Annotated in this window: 12 protein-coding genes; 8 read left to right on the top strand and 4 right to left on the bottom strand. The window is 71.8% G+C overall.

Annotated features, from left to right (window positions below; all coding sequences use genetic code 11):
- Positions 1 to 271: 271 nt before the first annotated feature.
- Positions 272 to 646, bottom strand: a complete 375-nt coding sequence (locus ACIQVL_RS11975; RefSeq protein ID WP_403441133.1) for a hypothetical protein — start codon at positions 644 to 646, stop codon at positions 272 to 274.
- Positions 647 to 832: 186 nt separating this feature from the next.
- On the opposite strand from ACIQVL_RS11975, the gene ACIQVL_RS11980 reads away from it, so the two are divergent.
- The 3 genes from ACIQVL_RS11980 to ACIQVL_RS11990 all read left to right on the top strand — a co-directional run bounded on the left by ACIQVL_RS11980 (position 833) and on the right by ACIQVL_RS11990 (position 5,411).
- On the top strand, positions 833 to 2,218 hold the full coding sequence (locus ACIQVL_RS11980) for a class II fumarate hydratase (RefSeq protein WP_403475230.1): 1,386 nt from the start codon (positions 833 to 835) through the stop codon (positions 2,216 to 2,218).
- 84 nt (positions 2,219 to 2,302) lie between these two features.
- The gene (locus ACIQVL_RS11985) at positions 2,303 to 3,016 is read left to right on the top strand and encodes a DUF402 domain-containing protein (RefSeq protein WP_403441138.1); all 714 of its coding nucleotides are present in this window, start codon (positions 2,303 to 2,305) and stop codon (positions 3,014 to 3,016) included.
- A gap of 304 nt (positions 3,017 to 3,320) precedes the next feature.
- The gene (locus ACIQVL_RS11990) at positions 3,321 to 5,411 is read left to right on the top strand and encodes a SpoIIE family protein phosphatase (RefSeq protein ID WP_403441141.1); all 2,091 of its coding nucleotides are present in this window, start codon (positions 3,321 to 3,323) and stop codon (positions 5,409 to 5,411) included.
- Positions 5,412 to 5,690: 279 nt separating this feature from the next.
- Here the strand turns inward: ACIQVL_RS11990 and ACIQVL_RS11995 are convergent, their stop codons facing one another.
- Together ACIQVL_RS11995 and ACIQVL_RS12000 are read right to left on the bottom strand one after the other, a co-directional pair.
- Positions 5,691 to 8,111, bottom strand: coding sequence for a transglycosylase domain-containing protein (locus ACIQVL_RS11995; RefSeq protein ID WP_403475231.1), 2,421 nt, complete (start codon positions 8,109 to 8,111; stop codon positions 5,691 to 5,693).
- A 244-nt stretch (positions 8,112 to 8,355) separates the two neighbouring features.
- Positions 8,356 to 9,294: an NAD-dependent epimerase/dehydratase family protein gene (locus ACIQVL_RS12000; RefSeq protein WP_403441147.1), complete on the bottom strand. Its 939-nt coding sequence runs from the start codon at positions 9,292 to 9,294 to the stop codon at positions 8,356 to 8,358.
- Between the two features lie 196 nt (positions 9,295 to 9,490).
- Between ACIQVL_RS12000 and ACIQVL_RS12005 the strand changes: the two genes are divergently transcribed.
- From ACIQVL_RS12005 to ACIQVL_RS12015, 3 genes are read left to right on the top strand one after another with little or no spacing between them, the layout of a single operon-like run.
- Entirely contained in the window at positions 9,491 to 10,015 is a 525-nt protein-coding gene (locus ACIQVL_RS12005; protein ID WP_093499339.1) for a PadR family transcriptional regulator, read from the top strand.
- Positions 10,012 to 10,701 (top strand): ABC transporter ATP-binding protein, encoded by a 690-nt coding sequence (locus ACIQVL_RS12010; RefSeq protein WP_403441151.1) that lies wholly within the window; start codon positions 10,012 to 10,014, stop codon positions 10,699 to 10,701. The genes ACIQVL_RS12005 and ACIQVL_RS12010 overlap by 4 nt, the downstream gene beginning before the upstream one ends.
- On the top strand, positions 10,698 to 13,046 hold the full coding sequence (locus ACIQVL_RS12015) for an ABC transporter permease (RefSeq protein WP_403475232.1): 2,349 nt from the start codon (positions 10,698 to 10,700) through the stop codon (positions 13,044 to 13,046). Before ACIQVL_RS12010 ends, ACIQVL_RS12015 begins: the two co-directional genes overlap by 4 nt.
- Before the next feature lie 6 nt (positions 13,047 to 13,052).
- On the opposite strand, the gene ACIQVL_RS12020 is transcribed toward ACIQVL_RS12015, so the two are convergent.
- Positions 13,053 to 13,997 carry a LysR substrate-binding domain-containing protein gene (locus tag ACIQVL_RS12020; RefSeq protein WP_403441216.1) on the bottom strand — a complete coding sequence of 315 codons (945 nt, stop codon included), beginning with the start codon at positions 13,995 to 13,997 and terminating at the stop codon, positions 13,053 to 13,055.
- A gap of 183 nt (positions 13,998 to 14,180) precedes the next feature.
- Between ACIQVL_RS12020 and ACIQVL_RS12025 the strand changes: the two genes are divergently transcribed.
- A complete protein-coding gene (locus tag ACIQVL_RS12025; RefSeq protein WP_403441157.1) occupies positions 14,181 to 14,732 on the top strand; it encodes a peroxiredoxin in 552 nt (183 codons plus the stop codon).
- Between the two features lie 4 nt (positions 14,733 to 14,736).
- On the top strand, positions 14,737 to 15,276 hold the full coding sequence (locus tag ACIQVL_RS12030; protein ID WP_403441218.1) for an alkyl hydroperoxide reductase: 540 nt from the start codon (positions 14,737 to 14,739) through the stop codon (positions 15,274 to 15,276).
- Positions 15,277 to 15,297 lie beyond the last annotated feature (21 nt).

Below are 15,297 nucleotides of genomic sequence, written 5' to 3' on the forward strand. Positions count from 1 at the left end.
GGGGTGGGCCCCCTTCGACCGCCCGGTTCGGGGGCTGCCGCCCCCGGACCCCCGCATCGGCCTCCGGCCTCGTCCTCAAACGCCGGACGGGCTGGTGGGAGTGCGGACCGGCTTTCGTCCTCAAACTCCGGACGGGCTGGTGGCAGTGCGGACCGGCTTTCGTCCTCAAACGCCGGACGGGCTGGAAAGGCCGGAAGGGCCGGAGAGGCTCAAGCGCCGGACGGGCCGAGGGGTGGTGCCGGGCGGCCTGCTGGACAACGGCGAACGGCCGTCAGTCGGGGATGCAGCCGAACCAGTTCACCGTGTCGCCGTCCTTGATGTAGCCCATGCACCTGACGGTTTCGTCGTGCAGCTTCTCGGTGTGGTCGACCGGGCCGTTCGCGTAGTCCGTCTTGTGGTGGGGCTGGGCCAGGTCGTCGATCGCGACGCGGTACCAGGGGCGCTCACCGGACGGCAGGGTGCAGCCGTGGCTGGTCATGTTGCGGCTGGGGTCGCCGCTCCAGACGGGTCGTTCGGCACGGTTGCAGTGGGCCCGGTGGGCACCGCCGGCGGCACCGGCGGTGCCGGCTCCCGCGCCCAGCAGGGTCGCCGTGGCTATGGACACCGCCGCCAGGGCGCCGAGCAGACCCTTGGGAGTGAAGTTCATCGAGTGACCCTCCTGGTAACCGTGGTGGCGGCAGGGATGCGCCCTGCCGCCTTGGGCTGATCGTCACACTTGTCCGCGATGTCCCGCCCGGCGAGCGGAGGGGCAGTCCCCCGACCCGGTGACATCGGTGGTGCCAATGCAGCAGGCGTCCGGAACAACCGCCGCCCCTCGATCGCTGACAAGGGCATGAGCGACTACCGCATCGAACACGACTCCATGGGCGAGGTCCGGGTCCCCGCGCACGCCAAGTGGCGGGCCCAGACCCAACGGGCCGTCGAGAACTTCCCCGTCTCCGGGCAGCGGATCGAGCGCGCGCACATCGAGGCGCTGGCCCGCATCAAGGGCGCGGCGGCCAAGGTGAACGCCGAGCTGGGGGTGGTCGACAAGGACATCGCGCGGGCGGTCCAGGAGGCGGCCGCGGAGGTCGCCGAGGGGAAGTGGGACGAGCACTTCCCCGTCGACGTGTTCCAGACCGGGTCCGGCACCTCGTCGAACATGAACACCAACGAGGTCATCGCGACACTGGCGACCGAGCGGCTCGGGCGGGACGTCCACCCCAACGACCACGTGAACGCCTCGCAGTCCTCCAACGACGTGTTCCCCTCGTCCATCCACATCGCCGCCACCTCCGCCGTCACCCATGACCTGATTCCGGCCCTGGACCACCTCGCCGACGCGCTCACCCGCAAGTCCGAGGAGTTCGCCGACGTCGTGAAGTCCGGGCGGACGCATCTGATGGACGCGACGCCGGTGACCCTGGGGCAGGAGTTCGGCGGGTACGCGGCGCAGGTGCGGTACGGCGTCGAGCGGCTGCGGGCCTCGCTGCCCCGGCTGGCCGAACTGCCGCTCGGCGGGACCGCGGTGGGCACCGGGATCAACACGCCGCCCGGGTTCTCCGCCGCCGTGATCGAGGAGGTCGCGCAGGTCACCGGGCTGCCGTTCACGGAGGCCCGGAACCACTTCGAGGCGCAGGGCGCCCGGGACGGGATCGTGGAGACCAGCGGGCAGCTGCGGACCGTCGCGGTCGGGCTGACGAAGATCGCCAACGACCTGCGGTGGATGTCCTCGGGGCCGCGGACCGGGCTCGCCGAGATCGCACTGCCGGATCTGCAGCCGGGGTCCTCGATCATGCCGGGGAAGGTCAACCCGGTGATTCCCGAGGCCGTGCTGATGGTGGCCGCTCAGGTGACCGGGAACGACCAGACCATCGCCGTGGCCGGTGCGGCCGGGAACTTCGAGCTCAACGTGATGCTGCCGGTCATCGGCAAGAACGTGCTGGAGTCCGTCCGGCTGCTCGCCAACGTGTCGCGGCTGCTGGCCGACCGGACCGTGGACGGGATCACTGCGAACCGGGAGCGGGCGCGGGAGTACGCCGAGTCGTCGCCGTCGGTGGTCACTCCGCTCAACAAGTACATCGGGTACGAGGAGGCCGCCAAGGTGGCCAAGAAGGCGCTCGCGGAACGTAGGACGATCCGCGAGGTGGTCATCGAGGGCGGGTACGTCGAGCGCGGCGACCTGACCGTCGGGCAGCTGGACGAGGCGCTGGATGTCCTGCGGATGACACGGCCGTAACCACGTGCGAACGTTTCGCGCCGCCCGGCCAGAACCGTGACGTCCGCCGCAGCGTCGTATGCCTACGGCACCTAATATCTGTGCATGGCAGACGGTGGAGCGGTGAGACGCGTGATGCGCGGGGAAACGGGCGGTGCGACCGGCGACGGGACCGGATTCTGGACTCCTGGGAGCCAGGTCCTGTGGCGGTACCGGGAGAACGCCGGGCACGGCTTCCACATCGCGCGCCCCGTCACCGTCGTCCGGGACGACGAGGAGTTGCTCGCCGTCTGGCTGGCCCCCGGCACGGAGTGCGTCAGGCCCGTGCTCGCCGACGGCTCGTCGCTCGGTGAGGAACCGCTGGAGTCCCGCTACACCAAACCCCGGTCCGTCACGCACGGCCACTGGCGCGGCACCGGCGTGCTGAAGCTGGCCCGGCCCGGCGAGCCCTGGTCGGTGTGGCTGTTCTGGGAGCCGGGCTGGCAGTTCAAGAACTGGTACGTCAACCTGGAGCAGCCGCTGGCCCGCTGGGCCGGCGGAGTGGACTCGGAGGACTGGTTTCTGGACATCTCCGTGCACCCGGACCGCAGTTGGCGGTGGCTCGACGAGGACGAGTTCGCGCAGGCCCAGCGGGACGGGCTGATGGACGCGGAGACGGCCGCGGCGGTGCGGGCGGCGGGCCTGGCCGCGGTGTCCGCGGTCGAGGCCTGGGAGGCGCCGTTCTCGGCCGGCTGGCAGCACTGGCGCCCGGACCCGTCCTGGGCGGTACCGTCACTGCCGGAGGACTGGGACCGTACGCCCGCGCACGTGTCCTCATGAGACCCTTGATGCGCCCCCGGTCCACAACCGTAGGATCGTCCTCCGCAAGGAAGCGTGAGCACAACTCCCGGATCATGCGCCGGGCTTGACCGAACGTCACCGAGGGGCGGCAGGACGTGAGCGAGGGGTACGAGGGCAACACCGGCGAGCGGCGCCCGGGCCGCAGAGTGTTCGCCGGTGGCACAGGAACAGCCTCCAGCCACGCCGAAATTCCGTTCCTGGGACACGTAATCCGGGTATCGGCACTTCGGCGGGACCACCTGCGCGCCCGGCGCGCAGCCCCGGACGGACGGATTCGACACGCGTGACGGAGCACCCCACCTCCTACGAGCGCCCACAGCCGGGCGCCGACCCCGCGGAGGCCCGCGGGGCGCTCCTGCATACCCCGCAGCCGCAGCTGCAGACGCAGGGACAACCCCAGCCCTGTCCGCGCGGCGGCACCGCCTTACCGGCACAGGCCCGCGCGGGCGAGACTCCCCCCGGCCCCGGTACCAGCACGTCCGAGGAGCACTCCGTCAACGGCCCCGAGCACGCCCAGCCCACCAGCGCTGAGCCCGATCCGCACCGGCCTCGCCCCGCCGAGGGCATCCCGCCGCAGCCCGGCGCCGAGCCGGAGCGGCTGGCGAGCGCGCAGGAGCGGCGTACCGGCCGCGGGCTGCCGCCGGGCCGGCCGATGCCGATGCGGCGGGACGGCGACCGGCTGCGCTTCGTGGGCGCCGCGACGCGGCGGATCGCCCGGGGCATCGACCTGGACGAGATCGTGATGGGGCTGTGCCGGGCGACGGTGCCGACCTTCTCGGACGCGATCCTGGTCTATCTGCGCGACCCGCTGCCGGTCGGCGACGAGCGGCCCGTCGGCCCGGTGGTGCTGCGGCTGCGCCGTACCGACCGGATCCCGGAGGAGCGGGACACCGACGGCGGCTTCCTGCCGGTGCCGGTCCCGGAGCCGGATCCGGCCGACATCGGCCTGGCCGCGCTCACCGCGGATCTGTGCGAGGTACGGCCGGGCGGCGCGCTGAACGAGGTGCTGAGGGGCGTGCGGCCGGTGTTCGCCGACTCCCCGGCGGCGCGCGCCGCGCTGCCCGAACTCCTCGGCGAGGGCAACGAGTCGCTCGTCCCCGGTGCCCAGCACGCGATCCTCGCCCCGCTGCGCGGCCGGCGCCGGGTGATCGGCGCGGCCCTGTTCCTGCGCCGTCCGGAGCGGCTCGCGTTCGAGGCCGACGACCTGCTGGTCGCCGCCCAGCTGGCCACGCACAGCGCGCTCGGCATCGACAAGGCGGTGCTGTACGGCCGGGAGGCCTACATCGCGGACGAGCTGCAGCGGACCATGCTGCCGGAGAACCTGCCGAGCGCGACGGGCGTGCGGCTGGCGTCCCGTTACCTGCCGGCCGCGGAGACGGCGCGGGTGGGCGGCGACTGGTACGACGCGATCCCGCTGCCGGGAAGCCGGGTGGCGCTGGTCGTGGGCGACGTCATGGGCCACTCGATGACGTCGGCGGCGATCATGGGCCAGCTGCGGACGACCGCGCAGACTCTCGCCGGTCTTGATCTGCCGCCGCAGGAGGTCCTGCACCACCTGGACGAGCAGGCCCAGCGGCTCGGCTCGGACCGGATGGCGACCTGCCTGTACGCCGTCTACGACCCGGTCTCGCACCGGATCACCATCGCCAACGCCGGTCATCCGCCGCCGGTGCTGCTGCACCTGGGCGGCCGTGCCGAGGTGCTGCGGGTGCCGGCCGGGGCGCCGATCGGCGTCGGCGGGGTCGACTTCGAGGCGGTGGAGCTGGACGCGCCAGCCGGGGCGACGCTGCTGCTGTACACCGACGGCCTGGTGGAGTCCCGGCTGCGGGACGTGTGGACCGGCATAGAGCAGCTGCGCGAGAAGCTCGCCGCGACGGCGCAGCTGACGGGGCCGGACCATCCGCCGCCGCTCGAAGCGCTGTGCGACGAGGTGCTCGACATGCTCGGGCCGGGTGACCGCGACGACGACATCGCGCTGCTCGCGGCCCGGTTCGACGGGATCGCGCCGAGCGATGTGGCGTACTGGTTCCTGGAGCCGGAGGACGCGGCGCCGGGGCGGGCCCGGCGGCTGGCGCGGCGGGCCCTGGCCCGGTGGGGGCTGGAGGAACTCACCGACTCCGTCGAGCTGCTGGTCAGCGAGGTCGTGACGAACGCGGTGCGGTACGCGTCGCGGCCGGTGACGTTGCGGTTGCTGCGGACCGATGTGCTGCGCTGCGAGGTCGGGGACGACGTGCCCCAGCTGCCGCGGCTGCGGCAGGCGCGGGCGACGGACGAGGGCGGCCGGGGGCTGTACCTGGTGAACCGGCTGGCGCGTCGGTGGGGGGCGACGCGGCTCAGTACCGGGAAGGTCGTCTGGTTCGAGCTGAACCGGTAGGCAGCGCCGTGGGCCGGCTGTGGGCGGGGGGGCGGGGCCCCCGGGGGGGGGGGGGGGGCCCCCCCCGCCGGGGCCCCCCCCGGGGGGGGGGGGGGGGGGGGGGGGGGCTTGGCGGTGGCGCGCGGGCCGGGGGCGGGGGGGGGGGGCCGCGGGCCCTGCCGGGTGTGGTTGTGGGGTGGGGCGGGGCCGGGGGCGCCGGCGCGGGGCCCCGGCCACAGCTCTCCCGCACACGACGAAGCACCCAAGTGCCCTTTCGGGACACTCGGGTGCCGGTCGGCGCTACTGGCCGTCCGCCGGATCCAGCGGGTTGTCCGTGGTACCGCCCGTCGGCGTCTCCACCGGAGTGGACGGCGCGGAGGTCGTCGGGTCCGGGGACTTCGTCGGTGTCTGGGACGGCGTCTGGGACGGCGTCTGCGACGGGGTCGCGGACTTCGTCGGCGTCTGGGACGGGGTCTGCGAGGGCGTCTGGGACGGGGTCTGGCTGTAGCTCGGCGTGTCCGTCGGCTGGACGGCCGCGCCCAGCTCGGTGTTCAGGTCGAACTTGGCCTTCTTCGTGACACCGAAGGTGTACGCCGCCCAGATCTGCGCCGGATAGCCGCCACCGTTGATACGGCCGGTGCCGGGGATGAGGCCCGTGGCGCCGGTCAGCGAGACCTGTGCGCCGTTCTTCTTGGCCTCACCGAACAGGCCCACCGACGTCACCAGGTCGGGCGTGTAGCCGGTGAACCAGGCCGACTTGTTGCTGTCGGAGGTACCCGTCTTGCCGGCCACCTGCTGGCCCTTGCGCAGCGGGTTCTGGGCGACCGACACCTTGGCCGTACCGTCGTCGACCACACCGGTCAGGACCGACGTCACCTGGTCGGCCGCCTCGCGGCTGATCACCTGTTCGCCGATCGGGTCGGGCAGGTCGACCTTGCGGCCGGTCTTCTCCGCGGACGCGAGGATCGTCGGGGTGACCTTCTGCCCGTGGTTGTCGAGGGTGGCGTACACCGAGGCCATCTCCAGCGGGCTCGCGCCCATGCTGCCGAGGGTCATCGCGGGCACCGCCTGGAGTTTCTCGGTGTCCAGGCCGAGCTCGTCGGCGGTCTGCAGCACGTTCTTCATGCCGACGTCCACGCCCATCTGCGCGAACACCGAGTTGACGGACTTGTTCATCGCCGTCTGCACGGTGATCTTGCCGTAGTCCGCGTCGTCCTCGTTCGGCGGTGAGAAGGCGATGTCGCTGCCCTTGACCGGGCGGCCGCTGGTGCCGTCGTAGATCGTGTCGGCGTTGATGTCCTTGCCGTCCTGCGTCTTGGCGTCCCGGTCCAGTGCGGAGGCGAGGATGATCGGCTTGAAGGTGGACGCAGGCTGGTAGTCGGCGCGGGTGGCGTTGTTCGTGTAGTGCTTGTAGTAGTCGATGCCGCCGTACAGGGCGAGGATCTTGCCGGTCTTGGGGTCGACGGATACGGCACCGGCCTGGACGTTGTCGTCGACCTTGCGCTTCTTGCCGTCGAGCTTGCTGGTGAGCTGGCCCTTGACGGCGGCCTCCAGCTTGGCCTGCTTCTTCGGGTCGATGTTCAGGGTGATCGTCCAGCCCTGGTCGACCACCAGGGCCTCGGCGTCGGACCGGCTGATGTTCTGTGCCTTCATCAGCTGGTTCTCCAGCTGGGTGTTGGCCAGGTCGACCAGGTAGCCCTTCTGGCCCTCCAGCCCGGAGGCCGCCTTCGGCTCCTTGGGGATGGGGAACTTCATGGCGTCGCGCTTGGACTTGTCCAGCCACTTCTGGCCGACCATGTTGTCCAGGACGTAGTTCCAGCGGGCCTGCACCAGTTTCTTGCCGATGGGACCCGCCACCGCCCAGTCGTACTGGCTGGGCGCCTGCAGCAGCGCGGCCAGGTAGGCGCCCTGCTCGACCGTGAGCTTGTCGGCGTCGACGCGGTAGTAGGCCTGGGCGGCGGCCTGGATGCCGTAGGCGCCGCGGCCGTAGTAACTGGTGTTGATGTAACCGGCGAGGATCTCGTCCTTGGACTTCTCGCGGTCCACCTTCAGCGAGATGACCAGTTCCTTCAGCTTGCGGGTGACGGTCTGGTCCTGGTCGAGGTAGTAGTTCTTGACGTACTGCTGGGTGATGGTCGACCCGCCCTGGGTGCCGCGGCCCCGCGCGGTGTTGTAGAGGCCGCGGGCCATGCCCTTGAGGTCGATGCCGTTGTCGTTGTAGAAGGTCTTGTTCTCCGCGGCGACGAAGGTGTGCTGGACGGCCTCCGGGACCTTGGAGAGGTCGACGATCTCGCGGTTGACGGTGCCCTTGCGGGCCAGGACCGTGCCGTCGCTGTACTTGTAGACGTTGCTCTGGGTCTGCGCGAGTTGGTTGCCCTCGGGGATGCTCACCATCATGTAGAGCGCGATGAAGGAGCCGATGCCCAGCAGGCAGACGGTGAAGAACGCGCCGAGCATCTTCTTCCAGGTGAACAGCCTGCGTATGCGGCCCTTGGCGGGCTTGCCGTCCTTGCTCGGCCGTCCCTTCCCCGCGGCGGCCTTGCGGCGCTCCGCACGGGTGGCGCCCTCGGCGGCCGGGGCGTCCGGCGACTCGACCACGGTCGTGGTCCCGCCCTCCGCCGTCACCTGCGTCTCGGGCGCGGCCTGCTGGGACGTGCGGTTCCGCGGCGCGGCGCGGCGGCCGCCACGCTGTCGCGCTCTTCTGTCGTCCGCTCGTCCCATGAGTCCGTCTGCTCCGCTTCGTCTCGGCTGTCACACGTGTGTACGGGTGTCACACAGGTACGTGGCTCAGGTCAGTCCAGAAAACTAACACCGCTCTCTATGACAGAGGACGCGCGATCTGCCCTTTTTCGGACGTGACAATCAGCACCCCCACCCAACGGAACCGACGAGCGGAGAAGGCGGAGGGTTGCCCGGCACGGGCAAGTGATCTCACCGGGACGGAAAGCAGCAGGCCAGAGAGGCCTCAGGCGAGCGCCGCCCGGAAGCCCTGCCGCCAGGAGGGGTACCGCGGCTCCCAGCCCAGCTCGCGCCTGGCCTTGGCGTTGGAGAAGCCGCGGCCCTGGGTCATGATGACGACCGCCTGCTCGCCGGCCAGGAGCCGGGCCAGCCAGACCGGCACCCGCAGCGGCCGCCTGGCCCCGGCGCACTCGGCCAGGTACGGCAGCCACTCGGCGGCCGGCGCCGGTTCGTCGTCGACGATGTTGAACACGCCCCGCGCCCGCTGCTCCACCGCGAGGACGGTCGCGCTCGCCGCGTCGTCGAGGTGGATCCAGCTGCTGTGGCCGGTGGCGCGGCCGACCAGGGGGTACTGGCGCTTGCGGACCAGCTCGACCTGGTCGTCGATGGCGCCGGGGCCGTAGAAGGCGCCGTAGCGCAGGGCCGCGCCGCCGGCCCGCAGGACCGCGTCCTCCAGGTGGCGCAGCGCCAGCATCCCCCGGTGTGCGGCGGTTCCCGGCAGCAGGTCGAGCGGGTCCTCCTCCGTCTTCACCCAGCCGCCCTCGCGGATGCCGTTCCAGCTGGCGTGGCTCTGCGCGACGACGTGGCGCACCCCGGACGCCTCGGCGGCGGCGAGCAGGTGGTCCGTGCCCTCGGTGCGCAGCCGGTTGGTGAGGGCGAACCAGCGGTCGGGATGCTTGATGTCGGGCCTGCCGGCGTGCGCCGCGGAGATCGCGGTCAGCTGGTGGACGACGACGTCCGGGCGGGCCGCGGCCACCGCCGCGCCGACCGACTCCGCGTCCAGGCCGTCCATCACGACCCCCTGCGCGCCCAGTTCCGCCAGGAGCCCGAGCCTGGCCGCGCCGGTCGTGGTGGCCGTCACCTGATGCCCCCGCGCCACCAGTTGCGGTACCAGCCGCCGTCCCAGAACCCCGCTGCCCCCTGCCACGAACACCCGCACGGTCATCACCTTCCTGATCCGATCCGATCCGACGCGGAAGTCCCGCTGTCGGACCGGAGACGAGACAGGCCCCCGCCGCTGTGACATCGCGCTGTCGCAGAACCGTGACAATCGGCCCTCACCTGCGGCTCCGTACCGGGGGCCATGATCTACACACCGTGCGTATACATGCGGCGTATACACCGTGTGTAGAGTCCTCCCCATGTCCATCGGTCACACCCTCCTGGGGCTCCTGGAGTCCGGCCCGCGCCACGGTTACGACCTGAAGCGGGCCTTCGACGAGAAGTTCGGTCACGACCGGCCGCTCCACTACGGCCAGGTCTATTCGACGATGTCCCGGCTGCTGAAGAACGGGCTCGTGGAAGTCGACGGCATCGAGGCCGGCGGCGGCCCCGAGCGCAAGCGGTACGCCATCACCGACGCCGGGGTCACCGACGTCGAGCAGTGGCTGGCGACCCCCGAGAAGCCGGCGGAGTACCTCCAGTCGACCCTGTACACCAAGGTCGTGCTCGCGCTGCTGACGCACCGGAACGCCGGCGACATCCTCGACAGCCAGCGCTCCGAGCACCTGCGCAGCATGCGCATCCTCACCGACCGCAAGCGCCACGGCGACCTCGCGGACCAGCTCGTCTGCGACCACGCCCTGTTCCACCTGGAGGCCGACCTGCGCTGGCTGGAACTGACCGCGGCCCGGCTCGACAAGCTCCGTGCGGAGGTGACCAGGTGAACGCCCCCGCCGGTTCGCTGCTCGCGGCCGAGAACCTCCGCAAGGCCTACGGCCCGACCGTCGCCCTCGACGGCGCCGAGTTCTCCATACACCCGGGCGAGGTCGTCGCCGTGATGGGGCCGTCCGGCTCCGGCAAGTCGACTCTGCTGCACTGCCTCGCCGGAATCGTGCCGCCCGACTCCGGGTCGATCATGTACGCGGGCCGCGAGATGGCCACCATGAACGACGCCGAGCGCAGCGCGCTGCGGCGCAGCGAGTTCGGGTTCGTCTTCCAGTTCGGCCAGCTGGTGCCCGAGCTGACCTGCGTGGAGAACGTCGCGCTGCCGCTGCGGCTGAACGGCACCTCCCGCAAGGAGGCCGAGCGGGCCGCGCTGGGCTGGATGGAGAAGCTGGAGGTCGACGACCTCGCGAAGAAGCGGCCCGGCGAGGTCTCCGGCGGCCAGGGACAGCGGGTCGCGGTGGCCCGCTCGCTGGTGACCGGTCCGCGGGTGCTGTTCGCGGACGAGCCGACCGGCGCGCTCGACTCGCTCAACGGCGAGCGGGTGATGGAGCTGCTGACGGACGCCGCCCGCTCCACCAACGCGGCCGTCGTCCTCGTCACGCACGAGGCGCGGGTGGCCGCCTACTCCGACCGCGAGATCGTCGTACGGGACGGGAAGTCCCGGGACATGGAGCGGGCGGTATGAACGTCAGGCAGTGGTCCAGGGATCTGGCCATGGGGGTCCGGTTCGCCTTCGGGGGCGGCCGCGAGGGCTGGTTCCGGGCCGCGATGACGGCGGTCGGGGTGGGCCTCGGGGTCGCGCTGCTGCTGCTCACCACGGCCATCCCGAACGCACTGGCCGTGCGCCACCAGCGCGACGTGGCACGGGCGGACTACACGTACACCTTCGGCCACCCCATGAAGGCCGGCGAGAAGACGTTCGTCATCGCGGACATCGAGACCCCCTACCGGGGCAGCGACATCCGCGGCCGGATGATCCAGCGGGAGGGCGCGAAGGCGCCGGTGCCGCCCGGGCTCACCGCGTACCCGGCGCCCGGCGAGATGGCCGTCTCGCCCGCCCTGAAGCGGCTGCTGGACTCCTCCGACGGCGCGCTGCTGCGGGCCCGGCTGCCGTACCGGGTCACCGCCACCATCGCGGAGAGCGGACTGACCGGCTCGCAGGAACTCGCCTACTACGCGGGCTCCGACGACCTCGCCGCCCACATCCACCCGCCGGACGTGGCCCGGATCGACCACTTCGGCAGCCCCCGGTCCCCGGACGCGGAGTCCGACCCGGTCCTCACCCTGCTCGTGCTCCTGGTGTTCGTGGTGCTGCTGATGCCGGTCGCCGTGTTCGTCGCGGCGGCCGTCCGCTTCGGCGGCGAGCGCCGCGACCGGCGGCTGGCCGCGCTGCGCCTGGTCGGCTCCGACGGCCGGATGGTACGGCGGATCGCGGGTGGCGAGGCGATGGCGGGCGCACTGCTCGGACTCGTCCTCGGCGCCGGCTTCTTCCTCGTCGGCCGGCACCTCGCCGGAAACGTCGACGTCTTCGGCACCAGCGTGTTCCCGAGCTACCTCAACCCCTCCCCCGTGCTGGCCCTGCTGGTGGCGGTCGCCGTCCCGGCGGCGGCCGTCCTGGTGACCCTGTTCGCGCTGCGCGGGGTGGTCATCGAGCCGCTCGGCGTGGTGCGTACGGCGAAGCCCGCGCGCCGCAGGCTGTGGTGGCGGCTGCTGCTCCCGGTGGCCGGTCTGGCGGCGCTCTACCCGATGATCGGGCAGGGCCGCGGCGACGGCGACTTCAACCAGTACCTGGTGACCGGCGGCGTCCTGCTGCTCCTGGTCGGCATCACGGCGCTGCTGCCGTGGGTCGTGGAGACGGTCGTCGGCCGCCTCGGCCGGGGCGCGGTGGCCTGGCAACTGGCGGTACGGCGGCTGCAGTTGAGCAGCGGTACGGCGGCCCGGATGGTCAACGGCATCGCGGTGGCGGTGGCCGGTGCGATCGCGCTCCAGATGGTCTTCGCCGGCGTCGAGGCCGACTACACCAAGCAGACCGGCAACGACCTCACCCGCGCGCAGATGTCGGTCCAGGTGCCGGACGGCGTCCAGGTGCCCGAGGTGGCCCGGGCCATGGCCGCCACCAAGGGCGTACGGAAGGTGGTCTCGATCGCCGACGGCGAGGTCGGCGACCGGAAGAAGGACCCGAACCAGACCGCCCAGGTGAGCGTGGGCAGTTGCGCCTCGCTGCGGGAGGTCGCCACCCTGCCGTCCTGCCACGACGGCGACGCCTTCGTGGTGAAGGGCTCCGACACCGAGTCCGAGACGACGAAGCTGCTGACGACCGTGGCGAAGCACGGCCGGACGCTGTACCTCAACCCCTCCTACTCCGGCGACGACCAGGGCTCCTCGAGCCGCTGGACGGTCCCGGCGGGGCTGAAGCAGGCGACGACCCGCGAGGACCCCACCGGCTACAAGCGCGGCGGTTTCCTCCTCACCCCGGGCTCGCTGCCGGCCGGCGCCAGCACGGCGGTGCAGGGCGTGGTCTATCTGTCCATCGACTCCGCGGTCCGCGACGCGCACGAGTACGTGATCAACACGGCGGTCCGGATCGACCCGCTGATGCACGCGGAGACGCTGACCTCGATCGAGCGGGACGGCCAGTTCAATTCCATCCGTACCGGGCTGCTCGTCGGGGCGGCCGCCGTACTGGCGCTGATCGGCGCGAGTCTGCTGGTCGGCCAGCTGGAGCAGCTGCGCGAGCGCAAGAAGCTGCTGGCGGCCCTGGTCGCCTTCGGCACCCGGCGCCGCACGCTGAGCCTGTCGGTGCTGTGGCAGACGGCGATCCCGGTCGGACTCGGCCTGCTGCTGGCCGGCGTGGTGGGGCTGACGCTCGGTACGGTGCTGCTGAAGATGGTCGGCTCCACGGTGCGCGTGGACTGGCCGGGCGTGCTGGCGATGACCGGCTTCGGCGCCGCGGTCGTCCTGGCGGTGACCCTGCTGAGCCTGCCGCCGCTGCTGCGGCTGATGCGCCCGGACGGCCTGCGCACCGAGTAGCCGCCGTCAGGAACCGGCGCCGAGGACCCGGACGGGCAGCGGCCGCAGCGCCTCGCGCAGCGCGGCCGCCAGCTCCCGGTACTCGGCGCCGCGCGCTGCCCCGGCGCGCGCCGCGAGGGCGACCCGGCGGCTCGGCGCGGGCTCCGCGAAGGAGCCGGTGCGGAGCTGGTCGCTGCGGCTGGTCTCGACCCTGACGGCGGTGCGCGGCAGCAGGGTGCAGCCGAGTCCGCCGGCGACCAGCTGGACGAGGGTGGCGAGCCCGGCGGCCGTGGTGGTCACCGCGACGTCCTCGCGGCCCGCCTCCCGGCAGATGTCCAAGGCCTGGTCGCGCAGGCAGTGCCCCTCGTCCAGGAGCAGCAGGTTCAGCTCCTTGAGCGCCTCCCGGGCGATGCCGGTGCGGCCGCCGAGCGGATGCCCGAGCGGCGTGACGAGCACGAAGTCCTCGTCGAACAGCGGGAGTTCGACGACCCCGGAGATGCCCAGGGGGACCGCGAGCAGCAGCAGGTCGAGCCGGCCGGCGGCGAGCCCGTCCAGAAGGCTGGCGGTCTGCTCCTCGTGGACCTGGAGGTCGAGGTCCGGATAGCGGTCGTGGACCAGTCCGAGCACGGTCGGCAGCAGATACGGCGCGACGGTGGGGATGACCCCGAGTCGCAGCGCCCCGGTGAACGGCGCCCGCACCGCCTCCGCCTCCGCCAGCAGCGCCTGCACGCCGTCCAGCACCGCCTTGGCCCGTACGGCGAGCCGCGCACCGGCGGGCGACAGCAGCACCTTGCGCGTGGTCCGCTCCAGCAGCGTGACGCCGAGCGTCTCCTCCAGGGCCGCGACCGCCCCCGACAGCGCGGGCTGGCTCATGCCTATCGCGGCCGCCGCGTCCCGGAAGTGCAGGTGCTCGGCGACCGCGCAGAAGGCGCGCAGCTGCGCCAGACTCGGCTGCCGCCGCCTGCCGCCGATCCCGGCCCCGCCCCCGGTACCGTTCCCCAGGGAATTACCCACAGCCACTGATAGCCACCTCCGATCAACCCGACCGAGTGTAGCTATTTCAGGAATCAATGCACCCTGTGCCACGATCGGCGGCGTCCAACCCATCGGAGCCGGCCCCGCGATCCGGGGTGCTCCGCGCTGCAAGGAGAGCGTGTGCTCACTGTCGGTGACAAGTTCCCCGAGTTCGAACTGACCGCCTGCGTCTCGCTGGAGAAGGGCAGGGAGTTCGAGACGATCACCCACAAGACCTACCAGGGTTGGAAGGTGGTCTTCGCGTGGCCCAAGGACTTCACCTTCGTGTGCCCCACCGAGATCGCCGCGTTCGGCAAGCTGAACGAGGAGTTCGCCGACCGCGACGCGCAGATCCTCGGCTTCTCCGGTGACTCCGAGTTCGTCCACCACGCCTGGCGCAAGGACCACGACGACCTGCGCGAGCTGCCGTTCCCGATGATGGCCGACTCCCGGCACGAGCTGATGCGCGACCTGGGCATCGAGGGCGAGGACGGCTTCGCCAAGCGCGCGGTGTTCATCGTCGACCAGAACGACGAGATCCAGTTCTCCATGGTGACCGCGGGCTCGGTGGGCCGTAACCCCAAGGAGGTCCTGCGGGTCCTGGACGCCCTGCAGACCGACGAGCTCTGCCCGTGCAACTGGAGCAAGGGCGAGGACACCCTCGACCCGGTCGCGCTGCTGGCGGGTGAGTGACCCGGTGTCCCTCGACGCCCTCAAGTCCGCCCTGCCGGACTACGCCAAGGACCTGAAGCTCAACCTGGGTTCGGTCGTCGGCAACTCGGAACTGCCCGCCCAGCAGCTGTGGGGCACGGTTTTGGCGACCGCCATCGCCGCCCGTTCCCCGATCGTGCTGCGCGAACTGGCGCCGGAGGCGAAGGCGAACCTCTCGCCCGAGGCGTACACGGCGGCCAAGGCCGCGGCCGCGGTGATGGCGATGAACAACGTCTTCTACCGCACCCGCCACCTGCTCTCCGACCACGAGTACGGCACCCTGCGCGCGGGCCTGCGGATGAACGTCATCGGCAACCCCGGCGTCGACAAGGTCGACTTCGAGCTGTGGTCGTTCGCGGTGTCCGCGGTCAACGGCTGCGGGATGTGCCTGGACTCCCACGAGCAGGTGCTGCGCAAGGCCGGGGTCGGCCGTGAGGTGATCCAGGAGGCGTTCAAGATCGCCTCTGTGGTCCAGGCCGTCGGCTCCACCCTGGAAGCGGAAGTCGTGCTGGCCGAGTTCGAGTAGGCGCCGCCGCTCCGACCCCGT

It is taken from the genome of Streptomyces sp. NPDC090499 (genome assembly GCF_044769305.1).
Classification (GTDB): Bacteria; Actinomycetota; Actinomycetes; order Streptomycetales; family Streptomycetaceae; genus Streptomyces.

What these genes read in the sequence shown, in the direction of transcription:
- ACIQVL_RS11975 (WP_403441133.1), bottom strand. Translation starts at nt 646, where the DNA reads ATGAACTTCACTCCCAAGGGTCTGCTCGGCGCCCTGGCGGCGGTGTCC.
- ACIQVL_RS12015 (WP_403475232.1), top strand. Translation starts at nt 10,698, where the DNA reads ATGAACGTCAGGCAGTGGTCCAGGGATCTGGCCATGGGGGTCCGGTTC.
- ACIQVL_RS12005 (WP_093499339.1), top strand. Translation starts at nt 9,491, where the DNA reads ATGTCCATCGGTCACACCCTCCTGGGGCTCCTGGAGTCCGGCCCGCGC.
- ACIQVL_RS11980 (WP_403475230.1), top strand. Translation starts at nt 833, where the DNA reads ATGAGCGACTACCGCATCGAACACGACTCCATGGGCGAGGTCCGGGTC.
- ACIQVL_RS11985 (WP_403441138.1), top strand. Translation starts at nt 2,303, where the DNA reads ATGGCAGACGGTGGAGCGGTGAGACGCGTGATGCGCGGGGAAACGGGC.
- ACIQVL_RS11995 (WP_403475231.1), bottom strand. Translation starts at nt 8,111, where the DNA reads ATGGGACGAGCGGACGACAGAAGAGCGCGACAGCGTGGCGGCCGCCGC.
- ACIQVL_RS12000 (WP_403441147.1), bottom strand. Translation starts at nt 9,294, where the DNA reads ATGACCGTGCGGGTGTTCGTGGCAGGGGGCAGCGGGGTTCTGGGACGG.